Below are 16,261 nucleotides of genomic sequence, written 5' to 3'. Positions count from 1 at the left end.
CGCGACAGCAGGATGTGCTCCCGCGTCTGCGGCATCGGACCGTCCGCCGCCGAAACCACCAGAATGGCGCCGTCCATCTGCGCCGCACCGGTGATCATGTTCTTCACATAGTCCGCGTGACCCGGGCAGTCCACGTGCGCGTAGTGGCGCGTGTCCGACTCGTACTCCACGTGCGCCGTCGCAATCGTGATACCGCGCTGCTTCTCTTCCGGCGCGTTGTCAATCTGGTCAAAGGCACGCGCATCGCTGCCGTACTTCTTCGCCTGAACCACCGTCAACGCCGCCGTCAGCGTCGTCTTCCCGTGGTCCACATGACCAATCGTCCCCACATTCACGTGCGGCTTCTTGCGTTCGAACTTTTCCTTGGACATATCTCGCTTCCCCGGATCGTGACGCTGTCGTTACGACGGCAGCACTGACGCTGCTACGTGCCTGAAAAAATGGAGCTCATGACCGGACTCGAACCGGTGACCTCTTCCTTACCAAGGAAGTGCTCTACCTGCTGAGCTACATGAGCCTGACCTGCAAGCCAGAATCTGGAGCGGGTGATGGGAATCGAACCCACATCATCAGCTTGGAAGGCTGAGGTTCTACCATTGAACTACACCCGCAGAACCCTGGCTTTCTCGCCATCGCCCGCTCGGGTCGCTGGCATGAAACTGGGTGGTGGAGGGAGGAGGATTCGAACCTCCGAAGGCTGTGCCAGCAGATTTACAGTCTGCCCCCGTTGGCCGCTTGGGTATCCCTCCTGAACCAAGCCGTGCATTCTGAGAGACAGATCAGGGCAAGTCAACCCCGCGCGAGAGGCCGTTCGCAAAACCTTCGATCGGCCCGCATCGAGGGCGCTGACGGCGAAAAACCTTGCACCCATCCTTGTAATCCGCCGAATAACCGCTCTAATATCGAGCGAATGCACGGGTCGGCCGCGGCGCCGCCCCGGACATGCGTTTTCATTCCGGACCGCGCCACGTAGAGTGTGGATCATCCCCAATAACGTCTGCGAACACCCATGGCCAACAGCAACACGACGCCCCGCCTGCCGGGGCTGGCGAAACGCCTCGTCGACAACGGGCTGATTGCACAGGACATCGCCCAGCAGCTGGTCGAACAGGCGCGGACCCAACAGACCCCCCTCATGGCGCTGCTGGCCGACAAGGGCGACGTGCCGGAACCGCGACTGGTGGAGGCGGCGGCCGAGGAGTTCGGGCTTCCGGTGCTGGACATGGCGGCCTTTGACGAGGAAGTCATCCCGCGTGACCACCTGAACGAGAAGCTGATCCAGAAGCATCATGCCCTGCCTCTGATGCAGCGCGGCAACCGGCTGTTCATCGCCGTGTCCGATCCCACCAACCTGGTGGCCACCGACGAATTCAAGTTCGCCACCGGAATGCCCGTCGAGGCGGTGCTGGTGGAACCGAAGAAGCTGGACCGGGCGATCGACGACGCGCTCAATGCTGCGTCGCAGCTGATGGAGGACCTGGGCGACGACGAACTCGACAGCCTGAACGTCGAGGCGGATTCCGACGCCGACAACGCATCCGAGGAAGGCGACGCAGTCGACGACGCCCCGGTCGTTCGCTTCGTCAACAAGCTCCTGATGGACGCCATCAACCGCAAGGCGTCGGATATCCACCTGGAGCCGTTCGAGAAAGATTTCCGTGTGCGCTTCCGCATCGACGGCGTGCTGCACGAGGTGGCTCATCCACCGACCTCGCTGGCCCCGCGCATCCTTGCACGCGTCAAGGTCATGTCGCGCATGGACATCGCCGAGCGCCGCATTCCGCAGGACGGGCGCATCAAGCTGAAGCTCTCGCGCACCCGCGCGATCGATTTCCGGGTCAGTTCGCTGCCCACGCTGTTCGGCGAAAAGATCGTGCTGCGAATCCTCGACCCGAGCTCGGCATCGATGGGCATCGATCAGCTCGGTTACGAGGAGGAGCAGAAGGCGCAGTACCTGGAGGCCCTCGGCCGCCCGTACGGAATGATCCTGGTGACCGGACCGACCGGCTCCGGCAAGACCGTCTCCCTCTACACCGGTCTGGGCATCCTCAACACGTCCGACCGCAACATCTCCACTGCGGAAGACCCGTCCGAGATCAACATGCCCGGGGTGAACCAGGTCAACATCAACCCCAAGGTCGGACTGACATTCGCCAGCGCACTGCGCGCCTTCCTGCGCCAGGACCCCGACGTAATCATGGTCGGCGAGATCCGCGACCTGGAAACCGCCGAGATCGCCATCAAGGCCGCCCAGACCGGGCATCTGGTACTCTCCACCCTGCACACCAACGATGCGCCGCAAACCCTGACGCGCCTGGCCAACATGGGGGTCCCGCCATACAACATCGCCTCGTCCATCCTGCTGATCATCGCGCAGCGACTGGCGCGCCGTCTGTGCCCCAACTGCAAGGCACCCGAGGATCTGCCGGAGGAAACGCTGCGCGACGAGGGCTTCACCGACGAGGAGCTCGAACAGGGCTTCACGGTGTACCGGCCGGTGGGCTGCGATCAGTGCACCAACGGCTACAAGGGCCGGGTCGGGATCTACCAGGTTCTGCCGATCTCGGAGGAACTCGAACGAATCATCCTTGAGAATGGCAACAGCACCGAACTCGCCCGCCAGGCCGAAAAGGAAGGCATCAAGGACCTGCGACGGGCGGGCCTGCACAAGGTCATCGAAGGGCTGACCAGCCTGGAAGAAGTCAACCGCGTGACCATCGACTAGCGGCTAAGGGGGACAGGGAATGGCCGATTCCGGCACGATCTATACTTGGGAAGGCCTCAACAAGAACGGGGACCGCGTCAAGGGCGAAGTGCCCGCGGAGAACGAGACCTCCGCGCGCGCCGAACTGCGCAAGAACGGTGTCAACGTTCTGAAGATCAAGAAGAAGCCGAAGCCCCTTCTGGGTGGCGGGCAGAAGAAGATCATCCCCGCCGACATCGCATATTTCCTGCGGCAGATGACTACCATGCTGCAGTCGGGCGTGCCGCTGGTGCAGGCCTTCGAAATCGTGGGACGGGGCAACGAAAAGGCCTCGATGCGCGATCTGATCATGCAGATCAAGACCGACGTCGAGGGCGGCGACACCTTCGCCACCGCCCTGTCGAAGCACCCGAAGCACTTCGACGACCTCGTGGTGAATCTGGTCGAGTCGGGCGAGCAGTCCGGAACCCTGGAGACGCTGCTCGACAAGATCGCGACCTACAAGGAGAAAACGGAGGCCCTCAAGGCCAAGATCCGCAAGGCCCTGTTCTATCCGGCGGCGGTCATCGTGGTGGCCATCGTGGTAACGGCGATCCTGCTGATCTACGTGGTGCCGCAGTTCGAATCCCTGTTCCAGGGCTTCGGCGCGGACCTGCCGGTGTTCACCCGCATGGTCATTAACATGTCGGAGTTCGTGCAGGCCTGGTGGTGGGCCCTGCTTGGCGGGGCCGTTCTGGCCGGTTTCCTCTTCGTCCAGGCACGCCAGCGTCTCCCGAAATTCGATCGCTTCCTCGACATCGCGATCCTGCGTGCCCCGGCATTCGGGCCCATCCTGCGCAAGGCCGCGGTGGCCCGTTTCGCCCGCACGCTGTCCACCATGTTCGCCGCCGGCGTGCCTTTGGTGGACGCCCTCAACTCGGTCTCCGGCGCCACGGGTAACGCCGTTTATCGCGAAGCGACCGAGCGCATGCGCGATGAGACCGCGGCCGGCGGCCAGCTGCAATGGTCGATGCGCAATACCGCCGTGTTCCCCAACATGGTGGTGCAGATGGTCGCGATCGGCGAGGAATCCGGCTCGCTGGACACCATGCTGGGCAAGGTCGCCGACTTCTACGAAGAAGAAGTCGACAACGCGGTGGACAGCCTGTCCAGCCTGCTCGAGCCGCTGATCATGGTCGTGCTGGGCGTGCTGGTCGGCGGCCTGGTCATCGCCATGTATCTGCCGATCTTCCACATGGGGCAGGTTCTGTGACGGCCACCCGCGGCCGCCGGCCATGAGCGATCTGCTGGCCAATCCGGCGATCGCGATCGCGGTCGCCGCCGTTCTCGGGCTCGTGATCGGCAGCTTCATCAACGTCGTGATCGCGCGGCTGCCGGTGATGCTCGAACGGGAGTGGCAGGCCGAGGCCCGCTACGTCCTGGATGGCGAGGAACCGCCGGCGGATACCACCGCGGAACGTTTCGACCTGATCCATCCCCGCTCGCGCTGTCCGAACTGCCAGCGCGCCATCCGCGCGATCGAGAACATCCCGCTGCTCAGCTTTGCGTTCCTGCGTGGCCGCTGTCCCGGCTGTGGTGTGCGCATCAGCTGGCAGTATCCGGCGGTGGAACTGCTCACCGGGATCCTGTTCGCAGTCACCGTCTGGTATTTCGGCACGGGCATCGAAGCCGGCATGGCCCTGATCCTGACGGCCGTCCTGATCGCGGCCGGGGGGATCGACGCCCGCACCACCCTGCTGCCGGACCAGCTGACGCTCCCGCTGCTGTGGCTCGGCCTGCTGGTCAACAGCTTCGGGCTGTTCACCGACCTGCAGTCCGCGGTGTTCGGGGCCATGGCGGGTTACCTGCTCCTGTGGCTGATCTTCCACGGCTTCCGCCTGCTCACCGGGAAGGAAGGGATGGGGTATGGCGATTTCAAGCTGCTGGCCGCCCTGGGCGCGTGGCTGGGCTGGCAGGCCCTGCCCGTCATTCTGCTGCTCGCGTCACTGGTGGGTGCGGTGGTCGGGATCGCGCTGATCGCCCTGCGCGGGCGCGACCGCAACATCCCCATCCCTTTCGGCCCGTACCTCGCCGCCGCCGGCTGGCTGACGCTGATCACCGGCGACGCGTTGCTGCGCATCTATTTTCCTCACGGCCTATAATCCGGGGGTATGGAACGGGCGGGCCTGACCGGCGGCATTGGATCCGGGAAAACCCGGGTGGCGGCATTGTTCGCGGAACTGGGGGTACCGGTTCTGGATGCCGACCGCGTCACCCGCGAACTGCAGGAACCCGGCCAGCCCCTGCACGGGGCCATCGTTGAATACTTCGGCCCCGGGGTGCTCGATCCGCGCGGTCACCTCGATCGCCGTGCGCTGGCCGCGCGCGTGTTTGCCGACCCGGCCGAGCGCGAAGCGCTGGAAGCCATCGTTCACCCGCGGGTCCATCGGGAGATCCATGCCCGACTCCAGCAATACGACACGGACGCCCCGTATGCCCTGATCGTGGTCCCGCTGCTGTTCGAGGCCGGCTGGGAGGACGATTTTGTTCGGGTGATCACCGTCGAATGCACGCCCGAGGAGCAAATCGAACGAGTCACCCGGCGCGACGACCGGACCCGGGAGGAGGTCGCCGCCATCATGGAGCGTCAGCTCGGGTCCGACGAACGGCGCCGGCGGGCGGACGCCTGGATCGACAATCGGGACAGCGTGGACGATGCCCGGCTTCGTGAACAGGTACTGACCATCGACCGCGAATTGCGCTCCCTCACTTCCGACGGGTAGAAACCATGCCCCCCAATGTTCGATACTGCAGGATCTTCAATCCAATGGCGCCGCCGTGACCCGTCCGCTGATCTTCGAACAGCCCCTCCACGAACGGATCCGCCTCCTGCTCCGGCTGGAGGCGCTCACGCAACGTTTCGGTGACGCCCTGCAGGCAGGGCAACCTTACGACCATCACGAAGCCCTGGTCTCCCTGGTCGACATCTATGCGCTGGTCACGCGCGTCGACATCAAGCGCGAACTGATGGGCGAGATCGAACGCCAGACCGCCAATCTGCAACGGCTGGCCGACCAGCCCGGGATCGACGCCAGCCGTTTCCGAAGCACGATGGACGACCAGCGACGCCTGCATACCGCACTCGAAGAGCAGGCCGGGGCGCTGGACGGGGCGGTCCGCGAGAACGAATTCTTCAACAGTGTGCGCCAGCGGATGGCCCTGCCCGGGGGAGCCTTCGACTTCGATCTGCCGATCTACCACCACTGGCTGTCACAGCCCGTGGAAGCACGCACCGAGCTGCTGCTGGAGTGGTTCCGGCCGCTGGAGAGCGTGACCGAGGCCACGCAGCACGTGCTGCGCTATATCCGCGGATCCGGTAACGACCGCAGCGTCACCGCGGAGGAGGGCTTCCTGGAACAGCCCCTGGACAGCCAGCACGCCTGGCAGATGATCCGGGTCAGCGTGGACCCGCAGCTGGGCATCTACCCCGAGATCTCGGGCGGGCGTCAGCGCTTCACCGTGCGCTTCATGGATCCCGGCGATTTCCGCTCGCGCCCGAATCCGGTGCGCGAGGATGTGACGTTCGGCCTTTGCTGCTGCGCCCTGTAGTTAGGACCGGGCGGCACCGCCCGTGCCGTCACTCCCCGCCGCCCGGCGGCTCTCCGAGCAGACCACGAATGGCCGCAATCCCGCAGGCACCGGCGGCGCGGGCCGGCGCGAGGCTGCCCGCGTCCAGCCCCCCCAGGGCGTAGACCGGCACCGGACTCGCAGCGGTCAGACGTGCCAGACCGTCCCAGCCCAGCGGCGTCGCCCCCGGGTGCGTCCGGGTCGGCCGGACCGGACCGACCACGGCCAGATCGGGCGCCAGCCTCCCCGCCTCCTGGAGACCCGTGACATCGTGCGCCGAGACGCTGATACGGCCGGCTACCGCGGGGCGCCGGGACAGCGCCCGCCAGCGCCGCTCCGGCAGATGCACCCCGGCCGGCGGCAGCTCGTCCAGCCAGTCCAGCGGCGCGTTCAGCAGCACTTCGGTACCCAGCGACTGCGACACCGCCACCAGATCCCGGGCAAAGCGGAGATAGTCGTCCCGTGCCAGCCCCGGCGCACGGATCTGCAACAGCCCCACGTCCCCGTGCCGGAGGCGGGCCGCCACACGGTCCACCACGGCGGCGATGCCGTCGGACCCGGCCGGGTCGGGCGTCACCAGAAGGAAATCGGGGAGCTGCAACAGGCGCAGTATCGGGCCGTTGGCGGCCGGGAAATCCGCCGGATCCAGCGCGGCCGCCTCGCGCCAGCACAGGGCACGTCCTTCGCACTCCCGGACCTCGCCGCTCCAGTCCGGCACCCGGAACACGTGCAACCTGACGCGGCGGTCGCCGTAGTCGTGCTCCAGCCGCAGGCAGGGGATGGCCTGCTCGACCCCCAGGCCGGTCTCCTCCCGGATCTCGCGTACCAGGCCCGCGACCGGGGACTCGTCCGCCTCCAGCTTGCCGCCGGGGAATTCGAGGCGGCCCGGCTGATGCTGCCCGGCCCCGCGCTGACCAACCAGGACCCGGCCGGCCCCGTCCTCGATCACGCCCAGCGCCACATCAAGCGGTGCCGCCTCAGGAGCGGTATTCGGCATTGATGCGCACGTACTCGTGGGAGAAATCGCAGGTGTACTTGCGCGCCCGCGCATCGCCCCGTCCGAGGTCGATGGCGATGGTGATCTCGTCGGCCGCGAAGGCGGCCTGGCCGTCTTCCTCGCGGTATTCGGGCGCGCGGCCGCCAGCGCGCACGATCGCCAGACCGTTGATGTCGACCGTGACCCCCTCGATCCGGAGATCGCTGACGCCGGCCCGTCCCACGGCCGCGAGGATGCGCCCCCAGTTCGGGTCGCTGGCGTACAGCGCGGTCTTCACCAGAGGGGACAACGCGACCGTCTCGGCAACGCGCTCGGCTTCCGCCCGCTCGCATGCGCCTGTCACCTCCACGGTCACGAACTTGGTCGCCCCTTCCCCGTCGCGCACGATCGCGGTCGCCAGTTCCAGACACAGTGACCCCAGCGCCTGCGCGAACGCGGTGCGGTCGGCATCGCCAGCCAGGCGGACACCGCTGGCCCCGCTGGCCATGCAGACCAGCGCGTCATTGGTCGAGGTATCGCCATCCACGGTAATGGCGTTGAAACTGTCACGGTTCGCCTCGCGCAGCAGCGCGTCCAGCTCGTCCGCATCGGTGGCCAGATCGGTGCCGACAAAACCCAGCATCGTCGCCATGTCGGGATGGATCATCCCCGATCCCTTCGCCATGCCTGTCAGGCGCACGCGCCCTTGGGACAGTTGGACGTCGCGGCTTGCGACCTTGGTCACCGTGTCGGTGGTCATGATCGCCCGCGCCGCCCGCAGCCAGCTCTCGCCATCCTCGGCCAGTCCGGCGTGGACCGCAGGCAGGGCCGCCTCCAGCCGCTCCAGCGGAAACGGCTCGCCGATCACCCCGGTGGAAAACGGCAGCACCGCCGAGGCCTCGCTGTCGACCAGCCGGGCCAGGGCCGTGCAGCTGGCCTCGGCCGCACGCAGCCCGGGCTCGCCGGTACCCGCGTTCGCGTTCCCGGCGTTGATCAGCAGCCAGCGGGGGCGCCCGTCCGCCTGATGGCGGCGAGCAACCTCCACCGGCGCGGCGCGAAACGCGCTGGTGGTGTACAACGCGGCGACCACTGCGTGTTCGCCACCGTCCATCAGCACCAGGTCATCACGACCCGCATAACGGATGCCGGCCGCGCCGGCAGCCAGACGGATGCCCGACACGGCCGGCGGCGCCGACGGTTCCTGCAGTCCCACGGCCATCAGAGCCGGCCGTGGCAGTGCTTGTATTTCTTGCCGGAACCGCACCAGCAGGGCTCGTTGCGGCCGAGCTTGGGCTCCTCCCGCCGGTACGTCTCGTCACCACCGGCGACCTTGCGCGCGTCATCTTCCGCGGCGCCCCCGTCGTCCTCGTCCGCGGCCAGCGGACTGTCGGGGTTCTCGTGGCGGAAATTCATGGCCCCGGTGTCCGGTGCCTGGCGTTCCGGCTGCAGCTGTTCGGCGTCCTCGGCGGAACGCAGCTGGATACGCAGCAGCATCTTGATCACGTCGTGCTTGATGCGCTCCAGCAGCGACTGGAACATCGCGAACGCTTCTTTCTTGTATTCCTGCTTGGGATTGCGGTTGGCATACCCGCGCAGGCCGATCCCCTGGCGCAGATAGTCCATCGCCGCCAGGTGTTCCTTCCACTGCGAATCCAGCACCTGCAGCATCACGTCGCGCTGCAGGCGATTCATGGTGGCATCGCCCAGCTGTTCGCGCTTGCCGTTGAGGGCCTCGCGCGCCCGCTCGACAATGCGCTCGCGCAGCGGCTCCTCGTGCAGGTCGTCCTCGTCATCCAGCCACTGCTTGACCGGCAGTTCCAGGCCGAATTCGTTGCGCAGCGCCTGCTCCAGCCCTTCCGGATCCCAGATATCCTCGATGCTGCCGGGCGGGATGTACTCGCTGATCTGCGCATTCATCACGTCGGCCACCAGGGCATCGATGGTGTCGCTGATGTCCTCGGTGGTCAGCAGTTCCGCGCGCTGCTCGTAGATGACCTGGCGCTGGTCGTTGGCGACGTCGTCGTATTCCAGCAGCTGCTTGCGGATATCGAAGTTGTGCGCCTCGACCTTGCGCTGGGCGTTCTCGATGGCGCGCGAGACCCAGGCGTTCTCGATCGCCTCGCCTTCCTTCATGCCCAGGCGTCCCATCAGGGACTTCACCCGTTCGGACGCGAACACCCGCATCAGGTTGTCTTCCAGGGACAGGAAGAAACGGCTGGAGCCCGGGTCACCCTGGCGCCCCGAACGCCCGCGCAGCTGGTTGTCGATGCGCCGCGATTCGTGCCGCTCCGAGCCGATGATGTGCAGGCCGCCGGCGGCGATGACGTCGTCGTGACGTTTCTGCCAGTCCTCGCGGATGCGTTCGCGCTGCTGCTCGTCGTTCGGATCAACACCGGCCAGTTCCGCGTCGAGACTGCCGCCGAGGACGATGTCGGTACCGCGCCCGGCCATGTTGGTGGCCAGAGTCACGGCCCCCGGACGTCCCGCCTGGGCGATGATGTGCGCCTCGCGCTCGTGCTGCTTGGCGTTGAGCACCTCGAATTCGATGCCCTTCTCCTTGAGGGACTTCGCCAGCCGCTCGGAGCTGTCGACCGAGGCCGTGCCGACCAGCACCGGCTGGCCGCGTTCGACGCACCACTGGATCTCCTTCGCGATCGCGTCGTACTTCTCGTCCTGGGTCAGGTACACCAGATCCTGCATGTCCTCGCGGATCAGCGGCTTGTTCCCGGGAACCACCACGACCTCCAGGCCGTAGATGGTCTGGAATTCGTAGGCCTCGGTGTCCGCGGTACCGGTCATGCCCGCCAGTTTGTCGTACTGGCGGAAATAGTTCTGGAAGGTGATCGAGGCGAGCGTCTGGTTCTCGCGCTGGATCGGCACGCCCTCCTTGGCCTCGATCGCCTGATGCAGCCCCTCGGACCAGCGCCGGCCGGTCATGATGCGGCCGGTGAATTCGTCGATGATCTGGACCTGGTTGTCGCGCACCAGATAGTCGACATCCCGCTGGAACAGGGCATGCGCGCGCAGCGCCGCGTTCAGATGGTGCAGGACCGCGATCGCGCCGGCGTCGTACAGCGACTGGTCCTCCTCCAGCAGGCCGGCCTCGCGCAGCAGGGCCTCGGCCTTCTCGTGGCCGTCCTCGCTGAGGAAGACTTGTTTGGCCTTCTCGTCAACGAAGTAGTCGCCCTCGCTCTCTTCGTCTTCCTGACGCGTCAGCTGCGGCGGGATCGCATTCATGCGCTCGTACAGCTCGGAGTCCGAGCCGGACGGGCCGGAAATGATCAGGGGCGTGCGCGCCTCGTCGATCAGGATCGAGTCCACCTCGTCGACCAGCGCGTAGTTCAGGCCCCGCTGCACGCGCTGATCGGCCGAGAAGGCCATGTTGTCGCGCAGATAGTCGAAACCGAACTCGTTGTTCGTGCCATAGGTGATGTCGGCCGCGTAGGCCTCGGTACGGGTGACCGGCCGCAGGCCGTCCATGCCGTCCTCACCCGCCACATGGTCGGGGTCGAACACGAACGAGGAGGCACCGCCCGACTGCCCGCCGGAGGAGTTGATGACGCCGACCGTCAGCCCCAGGGCCTGGTAGAGCCGTCCCATCCAGGCCGCATCGCGGCGGGCGAGATAGTCGTTCACGGTCACCACGTGCACGCCATCGCCCGGCAGCGCATTGAGATAGGCCGTCAGGGTCGCGACCAGGGTCTTGCCCTCGCCGGTGCGCATTTCCGCGATCCGTCCGTCGTGCAGGACCATCCCGCCCATCAGCTGGACATCGAAGTGGCGCAGGCCCAGTACGCGGTCGCTCATCGCGCGGCAGACCGCGAAGGCTTCCGGCAGCAGCGCATCCACGTCCTCGCCCGACTGCAGCCGCCGGCGGAATTCATCGGTCTTGTGCCGCAGCTCTTCCTGCGGCAGATCGTCGATGGCCGGGGCCAGGGCATTGATGCGCTCGGCCTTTTTCGCGTAGCGCTTGATGATGCGGTCGTTGCGACTGCCGAAGAACTTGCGTACGAGCTGCTTCATGGGGATCCGGAAGATTGGCTGAAACCGACCTAGGATAAACGATCCGCGGAGGTCACGCTCAGCGATGAACGTAGTCGGCCGGATTTTCCGGCCCGCCGGGACCGTGGACTTCGAAATGGAGGTGGGTATCCGTCGCCCGTCCGGTACTGCCCATGCGGGCGATGGGCTGGCCCGCTTCCACCCGTTCCCCGGGATCGACCAGCAACTCCGAATTATGCGCGTAACGGGTCAGCAACCCGTCGGCATGAACGATGTCGACGCTGCGCCCGAACCCGCCGTTGGTGTCCGCCCGCACCACGATCCCGTCCGCGGCCGCCCGGATCTCGGAGCCCTCACGTCCGGCGTAGTCGATGCCGGAATGGAAACGCCGCTCGCCGGTGAACGGATCGTCGCGGTATCCAAAGGCCGAACTGACCCAGGCCTCGGATTCCACCGGCCGCACGCCGGGGCGCATGCGCTCGTCCCGGGCATCGCCGCGCACCGCCTCGTCCAGGCGCGCGACCGTCGTGTCGCGCCGCCCCAGCAGGTGATCCAGCGCGGCGATGCGACGGTCCACCGCGGCCGCGGAGTCCGGCGGCGCCGGTCCGCCGCGACCGCCGGCCTCCGGTTCCAGCGCCTCCGGGTCCAGATCCAGGGCGTCGCCCAGACCGGACATGCGCAGGTCCAGACGCGCCTGGCGGTTTTCCAGCTCGACCAGACGGGACGCCAGCGACTCCACCCCCTCGCGCGCGAGCTCGCGTTCCGCGAGTTCGAGATCGGGCGAGCCCACGGTCGGAAGCACGGGGATTTCGACCACGTCACGCTGCTGCTGGCCCAGCTGATAGCCGGCGGTCACGACCGCGGCCAGCATCCCCAGCAGCGCCGGAACCACCAGCCACAGCGGGATCCGGGTACAGACACCGCCGGCTCGTAGTAGCATCAGGTCCATGCAACCTCCGTTGATTCCTCCAAGCCCCGAGCGGGAGGCGCCATGTCAGCCATGACGCCGCCCCGCATCGGCCGATACATCCGCGCCGCGTGGCAGAGCCACGTCACCCCGGACCGGGCACTGGAACGGGCGCTGGCCGGGCTGGTCGGAACGCACGTCGCCAGCGGGCGCCTCCAGCTGGTGCGCCACGACACCACTTTGGTGGCGGTCTGCCGCGACCGTGCCCTGTGCACCGAGATGCGCTTCCAGCAGCGCGAGATCCTCAAGACCCTGCAGGCGGCCGGCTACCCCGAAGTGGAGCGCGTGCGGGTCGCCCTGGGTGGTGCGGCCCGCTCCACCGAACCGGATCCGGTGCGCAGCCGTCCGCCGATCCCGGACAGCGCCCGCCAGACCCTGGAACAGACGGCCGGCGAGGTCGACGATCCCCGGCTGGCGGGAGCACTGCGGCGGCTGGCCCGCGCCCGTCCCCGCGATACGGGGAACGACACCGGCTGACGTCCCTCAACCGGTGGCGCCCGGCTCCAGCTGCCCGAACGAGATCGGCAGCGGCTCGGAGGGATCCTCGAAGGTAACCTTTTCCCAGGCCGTCCGGTCCGCGGCCAGCTGACGGATGAGCTGATTGTTCAGGGCATGGCCGGACTTGTGCCCGGTGAAAGCCCCGATCAGGCTGTGGCCCAGCAGGTAGAGATCGCCGACCACGTCGAGGATCTTGTGCTTGACCAGCTCGTTGTCGTAGCGCAGCCCGGTTTCGTTGAGGATCTTGAAGTCGTCCAGCACCACGGCATTGTCCAGGCTGCCGCCCAGTGCCAGCTGATTCGCACGCAGGGCCTCGATGTCGCGCATGAACCCGAAGGTCCGGGCGCGCGAGACTTCCTTCACGAACGAGGTGGACGAGAAATCCAGCTCGGCGCGCTGGCTCCCGTCGGTGAACATGGGGTGTTCAAAGTCGATGCAGAAGCCGACCTTGAACCCTTCATAGGGATCGAAGCGCACCCATTTGTCGCCGTCGCGAACCTCCACGCTGCGCTTCACCCGGATGAATTCCTTGGGAGCATCCTGCTCCTTGAGACCCGCGGACTGCAGCAGGAACACGAACGGTCCCGCGCTGCCGTCCATGATCGGGACCTCCGCCGCGCTCACGTCGACGAAGAGATTGTCGATGCCCAGACCGGCCACCGCCGACAGCAGGTGTTCCACGGTGGAGACCCGCGCATCGCCGTTGACCAGGGTCGTCGACAGCCGCGTGTCCCCGACGTTCTCGGCCCGTGCCGGGATTTCCACCGGCGGGTCGAGGTCATCGCGGTGAAACACGATTCCGGTATTAGGGGGGGCCGGACGCAGCGTAAGGACGACCTTCTCGCCCGTATGGAGCCCGACTCCGGTCGCCCGGATGCTGTTCTTGAGCGTTCTTTGCCTGATCAACGCACTGCCTCTTCTGCGAGAGCGCATGGAGGGGAGCCCGGGCCCTCCCGGGCTCCGTTCATGCACACAACGAATGCTCCATTATTGCAGGATTCCGCTCCTCCTGCATGTCAAGTCCCTCAGTCAGCCTGCTTGCGCAGGAAAGCCGGGATGTCGAGCACGTCGATGTTCGACTGCTGGTTACCGCTGCCGTAATCGGTCGCGACCTCGTCCTGGCCGCGGCGCTGACGCTGGTGCGTGGGGCGGTCGAAATCCACGTCGGAACCCGCCGCCTGCTGCGGCTGGGCATCCACCACGCGCACCTGCGGGCGTTCGGGCTGCTCGGTCTGCGCGCCCAGGCCGGTGGCCACCAGCGTGACCCGCATCTCGTCGCTCATCTCGGGATCGATGACGGTACCCACCACCACGGTGGCGTCCTCGGAGGCCAGCGCCTTCACCGCTTCGCCGACTTCCTCGAATTCGCCGATACCGACATCCATGCCGCCGGTCACGTTGACCAGGATGCCGCGGGCCCCGGAGATGTCGATGTCCTCCAGCAGCGGGCTGGCAATCGCGGCCTCGGCGGCCTGGCGCGCACGGTCTTCGCCGGAACCGGTGCCGGTACCCATCATCGCCATGCCCATCTCGCGCATCACGTTGCGTACGTCGGCGAAGTCGACGTTGATGAGGCCCGGACGGGTGATCAGCTCGGCGATGCCCTGCACCGCGCCGAACAGCACGTCGTTGGCGGCCTTGAAGGCATCCAGCAGGGTGGTGTTCTTGCCCATCACCGTGAGCAGCTTCTCGTTGGGGATGGTGATCAGGGAGTCCACCTGCTCGGTCAGCGCCTTGATCCCGGACATTGCGACCTGCATGCGCTTCTTGCCCTCGAACGGGAACGGCTTGGTCACCACGGCCACGGTCAGGATGCCCATCTCCTTGGCGATCTGCGCCACCACCGGGGCCGCGCCGGTGCCCGTGCCGCCGCCCATGCCGGCGGTGATGAACACCATGTCCGCGCCGTGCAGCAGGTCCTGCACCCGCTCGCGATCCTCCAGTGCGGCCTCGCGGCCCACCGACGGATCGGCCCCGGCGCCCAGGCCCTTGGTGATGTCCCCGCCCAGCTGCAGCAGGGTCTTGGAATCCAGGCTCTTGAGCGCCTGGGCATCGGTATTGGCGCAGATGAAATCCACGCCATCCAGCTGCGAATGAACCATGTGCTGTACGGCGTTGCCGCCGCCGCCACCCACGCCCACGACCTTGATCGTGGCGCTCTGGCTAAAGGTATCCATCAGTTCGAACGTCATGATTGCGTCCTCTTGTTTCGTGTGTACATGTCCTTCCTTCTCGGTAGCCGGAGAGCGGTCCGGCCCTTCGGTCCGGCCTAGAACTGGCCGGTAAACCAGCGCTTCATGCGCGCCCAGATCCCCTGGAACCCGGATTCCACCGGGCGGGCCTCCTGCAGGGCCCGTGACTCGCGGGCATACAGCAGCAGGCCCACCCCGGTGGCGTGCACCGGGTTGCGCACCACGTCCAGCAGCCCGGTCACGTGCTGCGGAACACCCAGGCGAACGGGCATGTGGAAGACCTCCTCGGCGAGATCCACCCCACCTTCCATTCGCGACGATCCGCCGGTCAGAACGACACCGGCGGCGATCATCTCCTCGGTCCCGGAACGGCGCAGTTCGGCCTGAACCAGCTGCAGCAGCTCCTCGTAACGCGGCTCCACCACCGAGGCGAGGGTCTGCCGCGACAGCCGGCGCGCCTCGCGGTCGCCCACCCCCGGGACCTCGATGGACTCCCCGGGGTCGGCCAGCGAGCGCAGCGCGCAGGCGTATTTCATCTTCAGTTCTTCGGCGTACTGCGTCGGCGTGCGCAGCGCGACCGCGATGTCGTTGGTCACCTGGTCGCCGGCGATCGGCAGCACCGCGGTGTGCGCGATGGCGCCGTGGGAGAACACCGCGATGTCGGTGGTGCCGCCACCGACATCGACCAGGCAGACCCCCAGATCCTTCTCGTCCTCGGTCAGCACCGAATACGACGACGCCAGCTGTTCGAGGATGATGTCGTCCACCCGCAGCCCGCAGCGTTCCACGCATTTCACGATGTTCTGCGCCGCCGACACCGCGCCGGTGACCAGATGGACCTTGGCCTCCAGGCGCACGCCGGACATCCCCACCGGTTCGCGGATGCCCTCCTGCTCGTCGATGATGTATTCCTGCGGGAGCACGTGGAGGATGCGCTGGTCGGCGGGGATCGCGATGGCTCGCGCGGCGTCGATAACCCGCTCGACGTCGCCCGGCCCCACCTCGCCGTCCTTGATGGCCACCACGCCGGTCGAGTTGTAGCTCTTCACGTGGCTGCCGGCGATGCCGGTATACACCGAGTGGATTTCGCAGCCGGCCATCAGCTCGGCCTCCTCCACCGCGCGCTGGATCGACTGAACGGTGGACTCGATGTTGACCACCACGCCCTTTTTCAGGCCGCGCGAGGGCGACGAGCCGATGCCGATAATCTCGATCTCGCCATCGTCCTTCAGCTCGCCGACGATGGCCTCGATCTTCGAGGTCCCGACATCCAGCCCGACGATCAGACCCGATTCCGCCTTCTTTGCCATCATCTC

The 16,261-nt window shown here is 66.7% G+C and carries 14 protein-coding genes and 3 tRNA genes; 6 read left to right on the top strand and 11 right to left on the bottom strand.

Annotated elements, in window-relative coordinates; genetic code table 11:
- The 4 genes from C998_RS0105665 to C998_RS0105650 all read right to left on the bottom strand — a co-directional run.
- Positions 1-371, bottom strand: a 371-nt coding sequence (locus C998_RS0105665; protein ID WP_018869892.1) for a GTP-binding protein, incomplete at its 3' end; no start/stop codon positions are given.
- 70 nt (positions 372-441) lie between these two features.
- Positions 442-517 (bottom strand) — tRNA-Thr (locus C998_RS0105660).
- 20 nt (positions 518-537) lie between these two features.
- Positions 538-611: transfer RNA gene (locus C998_RS0105655), tRNA-Gly, on the bottom strand.
- Positions 612-664: 53 nt separating this feature from the next.
- Positions 665-749 (bottom strand) — tRNA-Tyr (locus C998_RS0105650).
- Between the two features lie 260 nt (positions 750-1,009).
- Between C998_RS0105650 and pilB the strand changes: the two genes are divergently transcribed.
- From pilB to zapD, 5 genes are read left to right on the top strand one after another with little or no spacing between them, the layout of a single operon-like run.
- Positions 1,010-2,725: a type IV-A pilus assembly ATPase PilB gene (pilB, locus tag C998_RS0105645; protein ID WP_018869891.1), complete on the top strand. Its 1,716-nt coding sequence runs from the start codon at positions 1,010-1,012 to the stop codon at positions 2,723-2,725.
- Positions 2,726-2,744: 19 nt separating this feature from the next.
- Entirely contained in the window at positions 2,745-3,956 is a 1,212-nt protein-coding gene (locus C998_RS0105640; protein WP_018869890.1) for a type II secretion system F family protein, read from the top strand.
- A gap of 22 nt (positions 3,957-3,978) precedes the next feature.
- A complete protein-coding gene (locus C998_RS0105635) occupies positions 3,979-4,845 on the top strand; it encodes an A24 family peptidase (protein ID WP_018869889.1) in 867 nt (288 codons plus the stop codon).
- A gap of 9 nt (positions 4,846-4,854) precedes the next feature.
- Entirely contained in the window at positions 4,855-5,466 is a 612-nt protein-coding gene (gene coaE / locus C998_RS0105630) for a dephospho-CoA kinase (protein WP_018869888.1), read from the top strand.
- A 55-nt stretch (positions 5,467-5,521) separates the two neighbouring features.
- Entirely contained in the window at positions 5,522-6,292 is a 771-nt protein-coding gene (gene zapD, locus C998_RS0105625; protein WP_018869887.1) for a cell division protein ZapD, read from the top strand.
- 28 nt (positions 6,293-6,320) lie between these two features.
- Here zapD and C998_RS0105620 read toward each other — a convergent pair whose 3' ends face one another.
- Genes C998_RS0105620 through C998_RS0105605 form a run of 4 tightly spaced genes read right to left on the bottom strand, consistent with a single transcriptional unit; the run spans position 6,321 to position 12,237 of the window.
- Positions 6,321-7,307 carry a Nudix family hydrolase gene (locus C998_RS0105620; RefSeq protein ID WP_026279491.1) on the bottom strand — a complete coding sequence of 329 codons (987 nt, stop codon included), beginning with the start codon at positions 7,305-7,307 and terminating at the stop codon, positions 6,321-6,323.
- Complete coding sequence (argJ, locus tag C998_RS0105615) at positions 7,288-8,505, bottom strand: bifunctional glutamate N-acetyltransferase/amino-acid acetyltransferase ArgJ (RefSeq protein WP_018869885.1); 1,218 nt, start codon at positions 8,503-8,505, stop codon at positions 7,288-7,290. Before argJ ends, C998_RS0105620 begins: the two co-directional genes overlap by 20 nt.
- On the bottom strand, positions 8,505-11,309 hold the full coding sequence (gene secA / locus C998_RS0105610) for a preprotein translocase subunit SecA (protein WP_018869884.1): 2,805 nt from the start codon (positions 11,307-11,309) through the stop codon (positions 8,505-8,507). Before secA ends, argJ begins: the two co-directional genes overlap by 1 nt.
- Positions 11,310-11,367: 58 nt before the next feature.
- Positions 11,368-12,237, bottom strand: a complete 870-nt coding sequence (locus C998_RS0105605; RefSeq protein WP_018869883.1) for a M23 family metallopeptidase — start codon at positions 12,235-12,237, stop codon at positions 11,368-11,370.
- 51 nt (positions 12,238-12,288) lie between these two features.
- Here C998_RS0105605 and C998_RS0105600 point away from each other — a divergent pair, with 51 nt between their 5' ends.
- Positions 12,289-12,732, top strand: a complete 444-nt coding sequence (locus tag C998_RS0105600) for a DciA family protein (RefSeq protein ID WP_018869882.1) — start codon at positions 12,289-12,291, stop codon at positions 12,730-12,732.
- A gap of 6 nt (positions 12,733-12,738) precedes the next feature.
- Here C998_RS0105600 and lpxC read toward each other — a convergent pair whose 3' ends face one another.
- The 3 genes from lpxC to ftsA form a co-directional block, all read right to left on the bottom strand.
- A complete protein-coding gene (gene lpxC, locus C998_RS0105595) occupies positions 12,739-13,659 on the bottom strand; it encodes a UDP-3-O-acyl-N-acetylglucosamine deacetylase (protein ID WP_081617416.1) in 921 nt (306 codons plus the stop codon).
- A 119-nt stretch (positions 13,660-13,778) separates the two neighbouring features.
- Positions 13,779-14,945: a cell division protein FtsZ gene (ftsZ, locus tag C998_RS0105590; protein ID WP_018869880.1), complete on the bottom strand. Its 1,167-nt coding sequence runs from the start codon at positions 14,943-14,945 to the stop codon at positions 13,779-13,781.
- A gap of 77 nt (positions 14,946-15,022) precedes the next feature.
- On the bottom strand, positions 15,023-16,258 hold the full coding sequence (gene ftsA / locus C998_RS0105585) for a cell division protein FtsA (RefSeq protein ID WP_018869879.1): 1,236 nt from the start codon (positions 16,256-16,258) through the stop codon (positions 15,023-15,025).
- Positions 16,259-16,261 lie beyond the last annotated feature (3 nt).

This window comes from Thioalkalivibrio sp. ALgr3 (assembly GCF_000377325.1).
In the GTDB taxonomy this organism is placed as follows: domain Bacteria; phylum Pseudomonadota; class Gammaproteobacteria; order Ectothiorhodospirales; family Ectothiorhodospiraceae; genus Thioalkalivibrio.
Note: the sequence above shows the minus strand (reverse complement) of the source record. Positions and strands in the feature narration are given on the sequence as shown.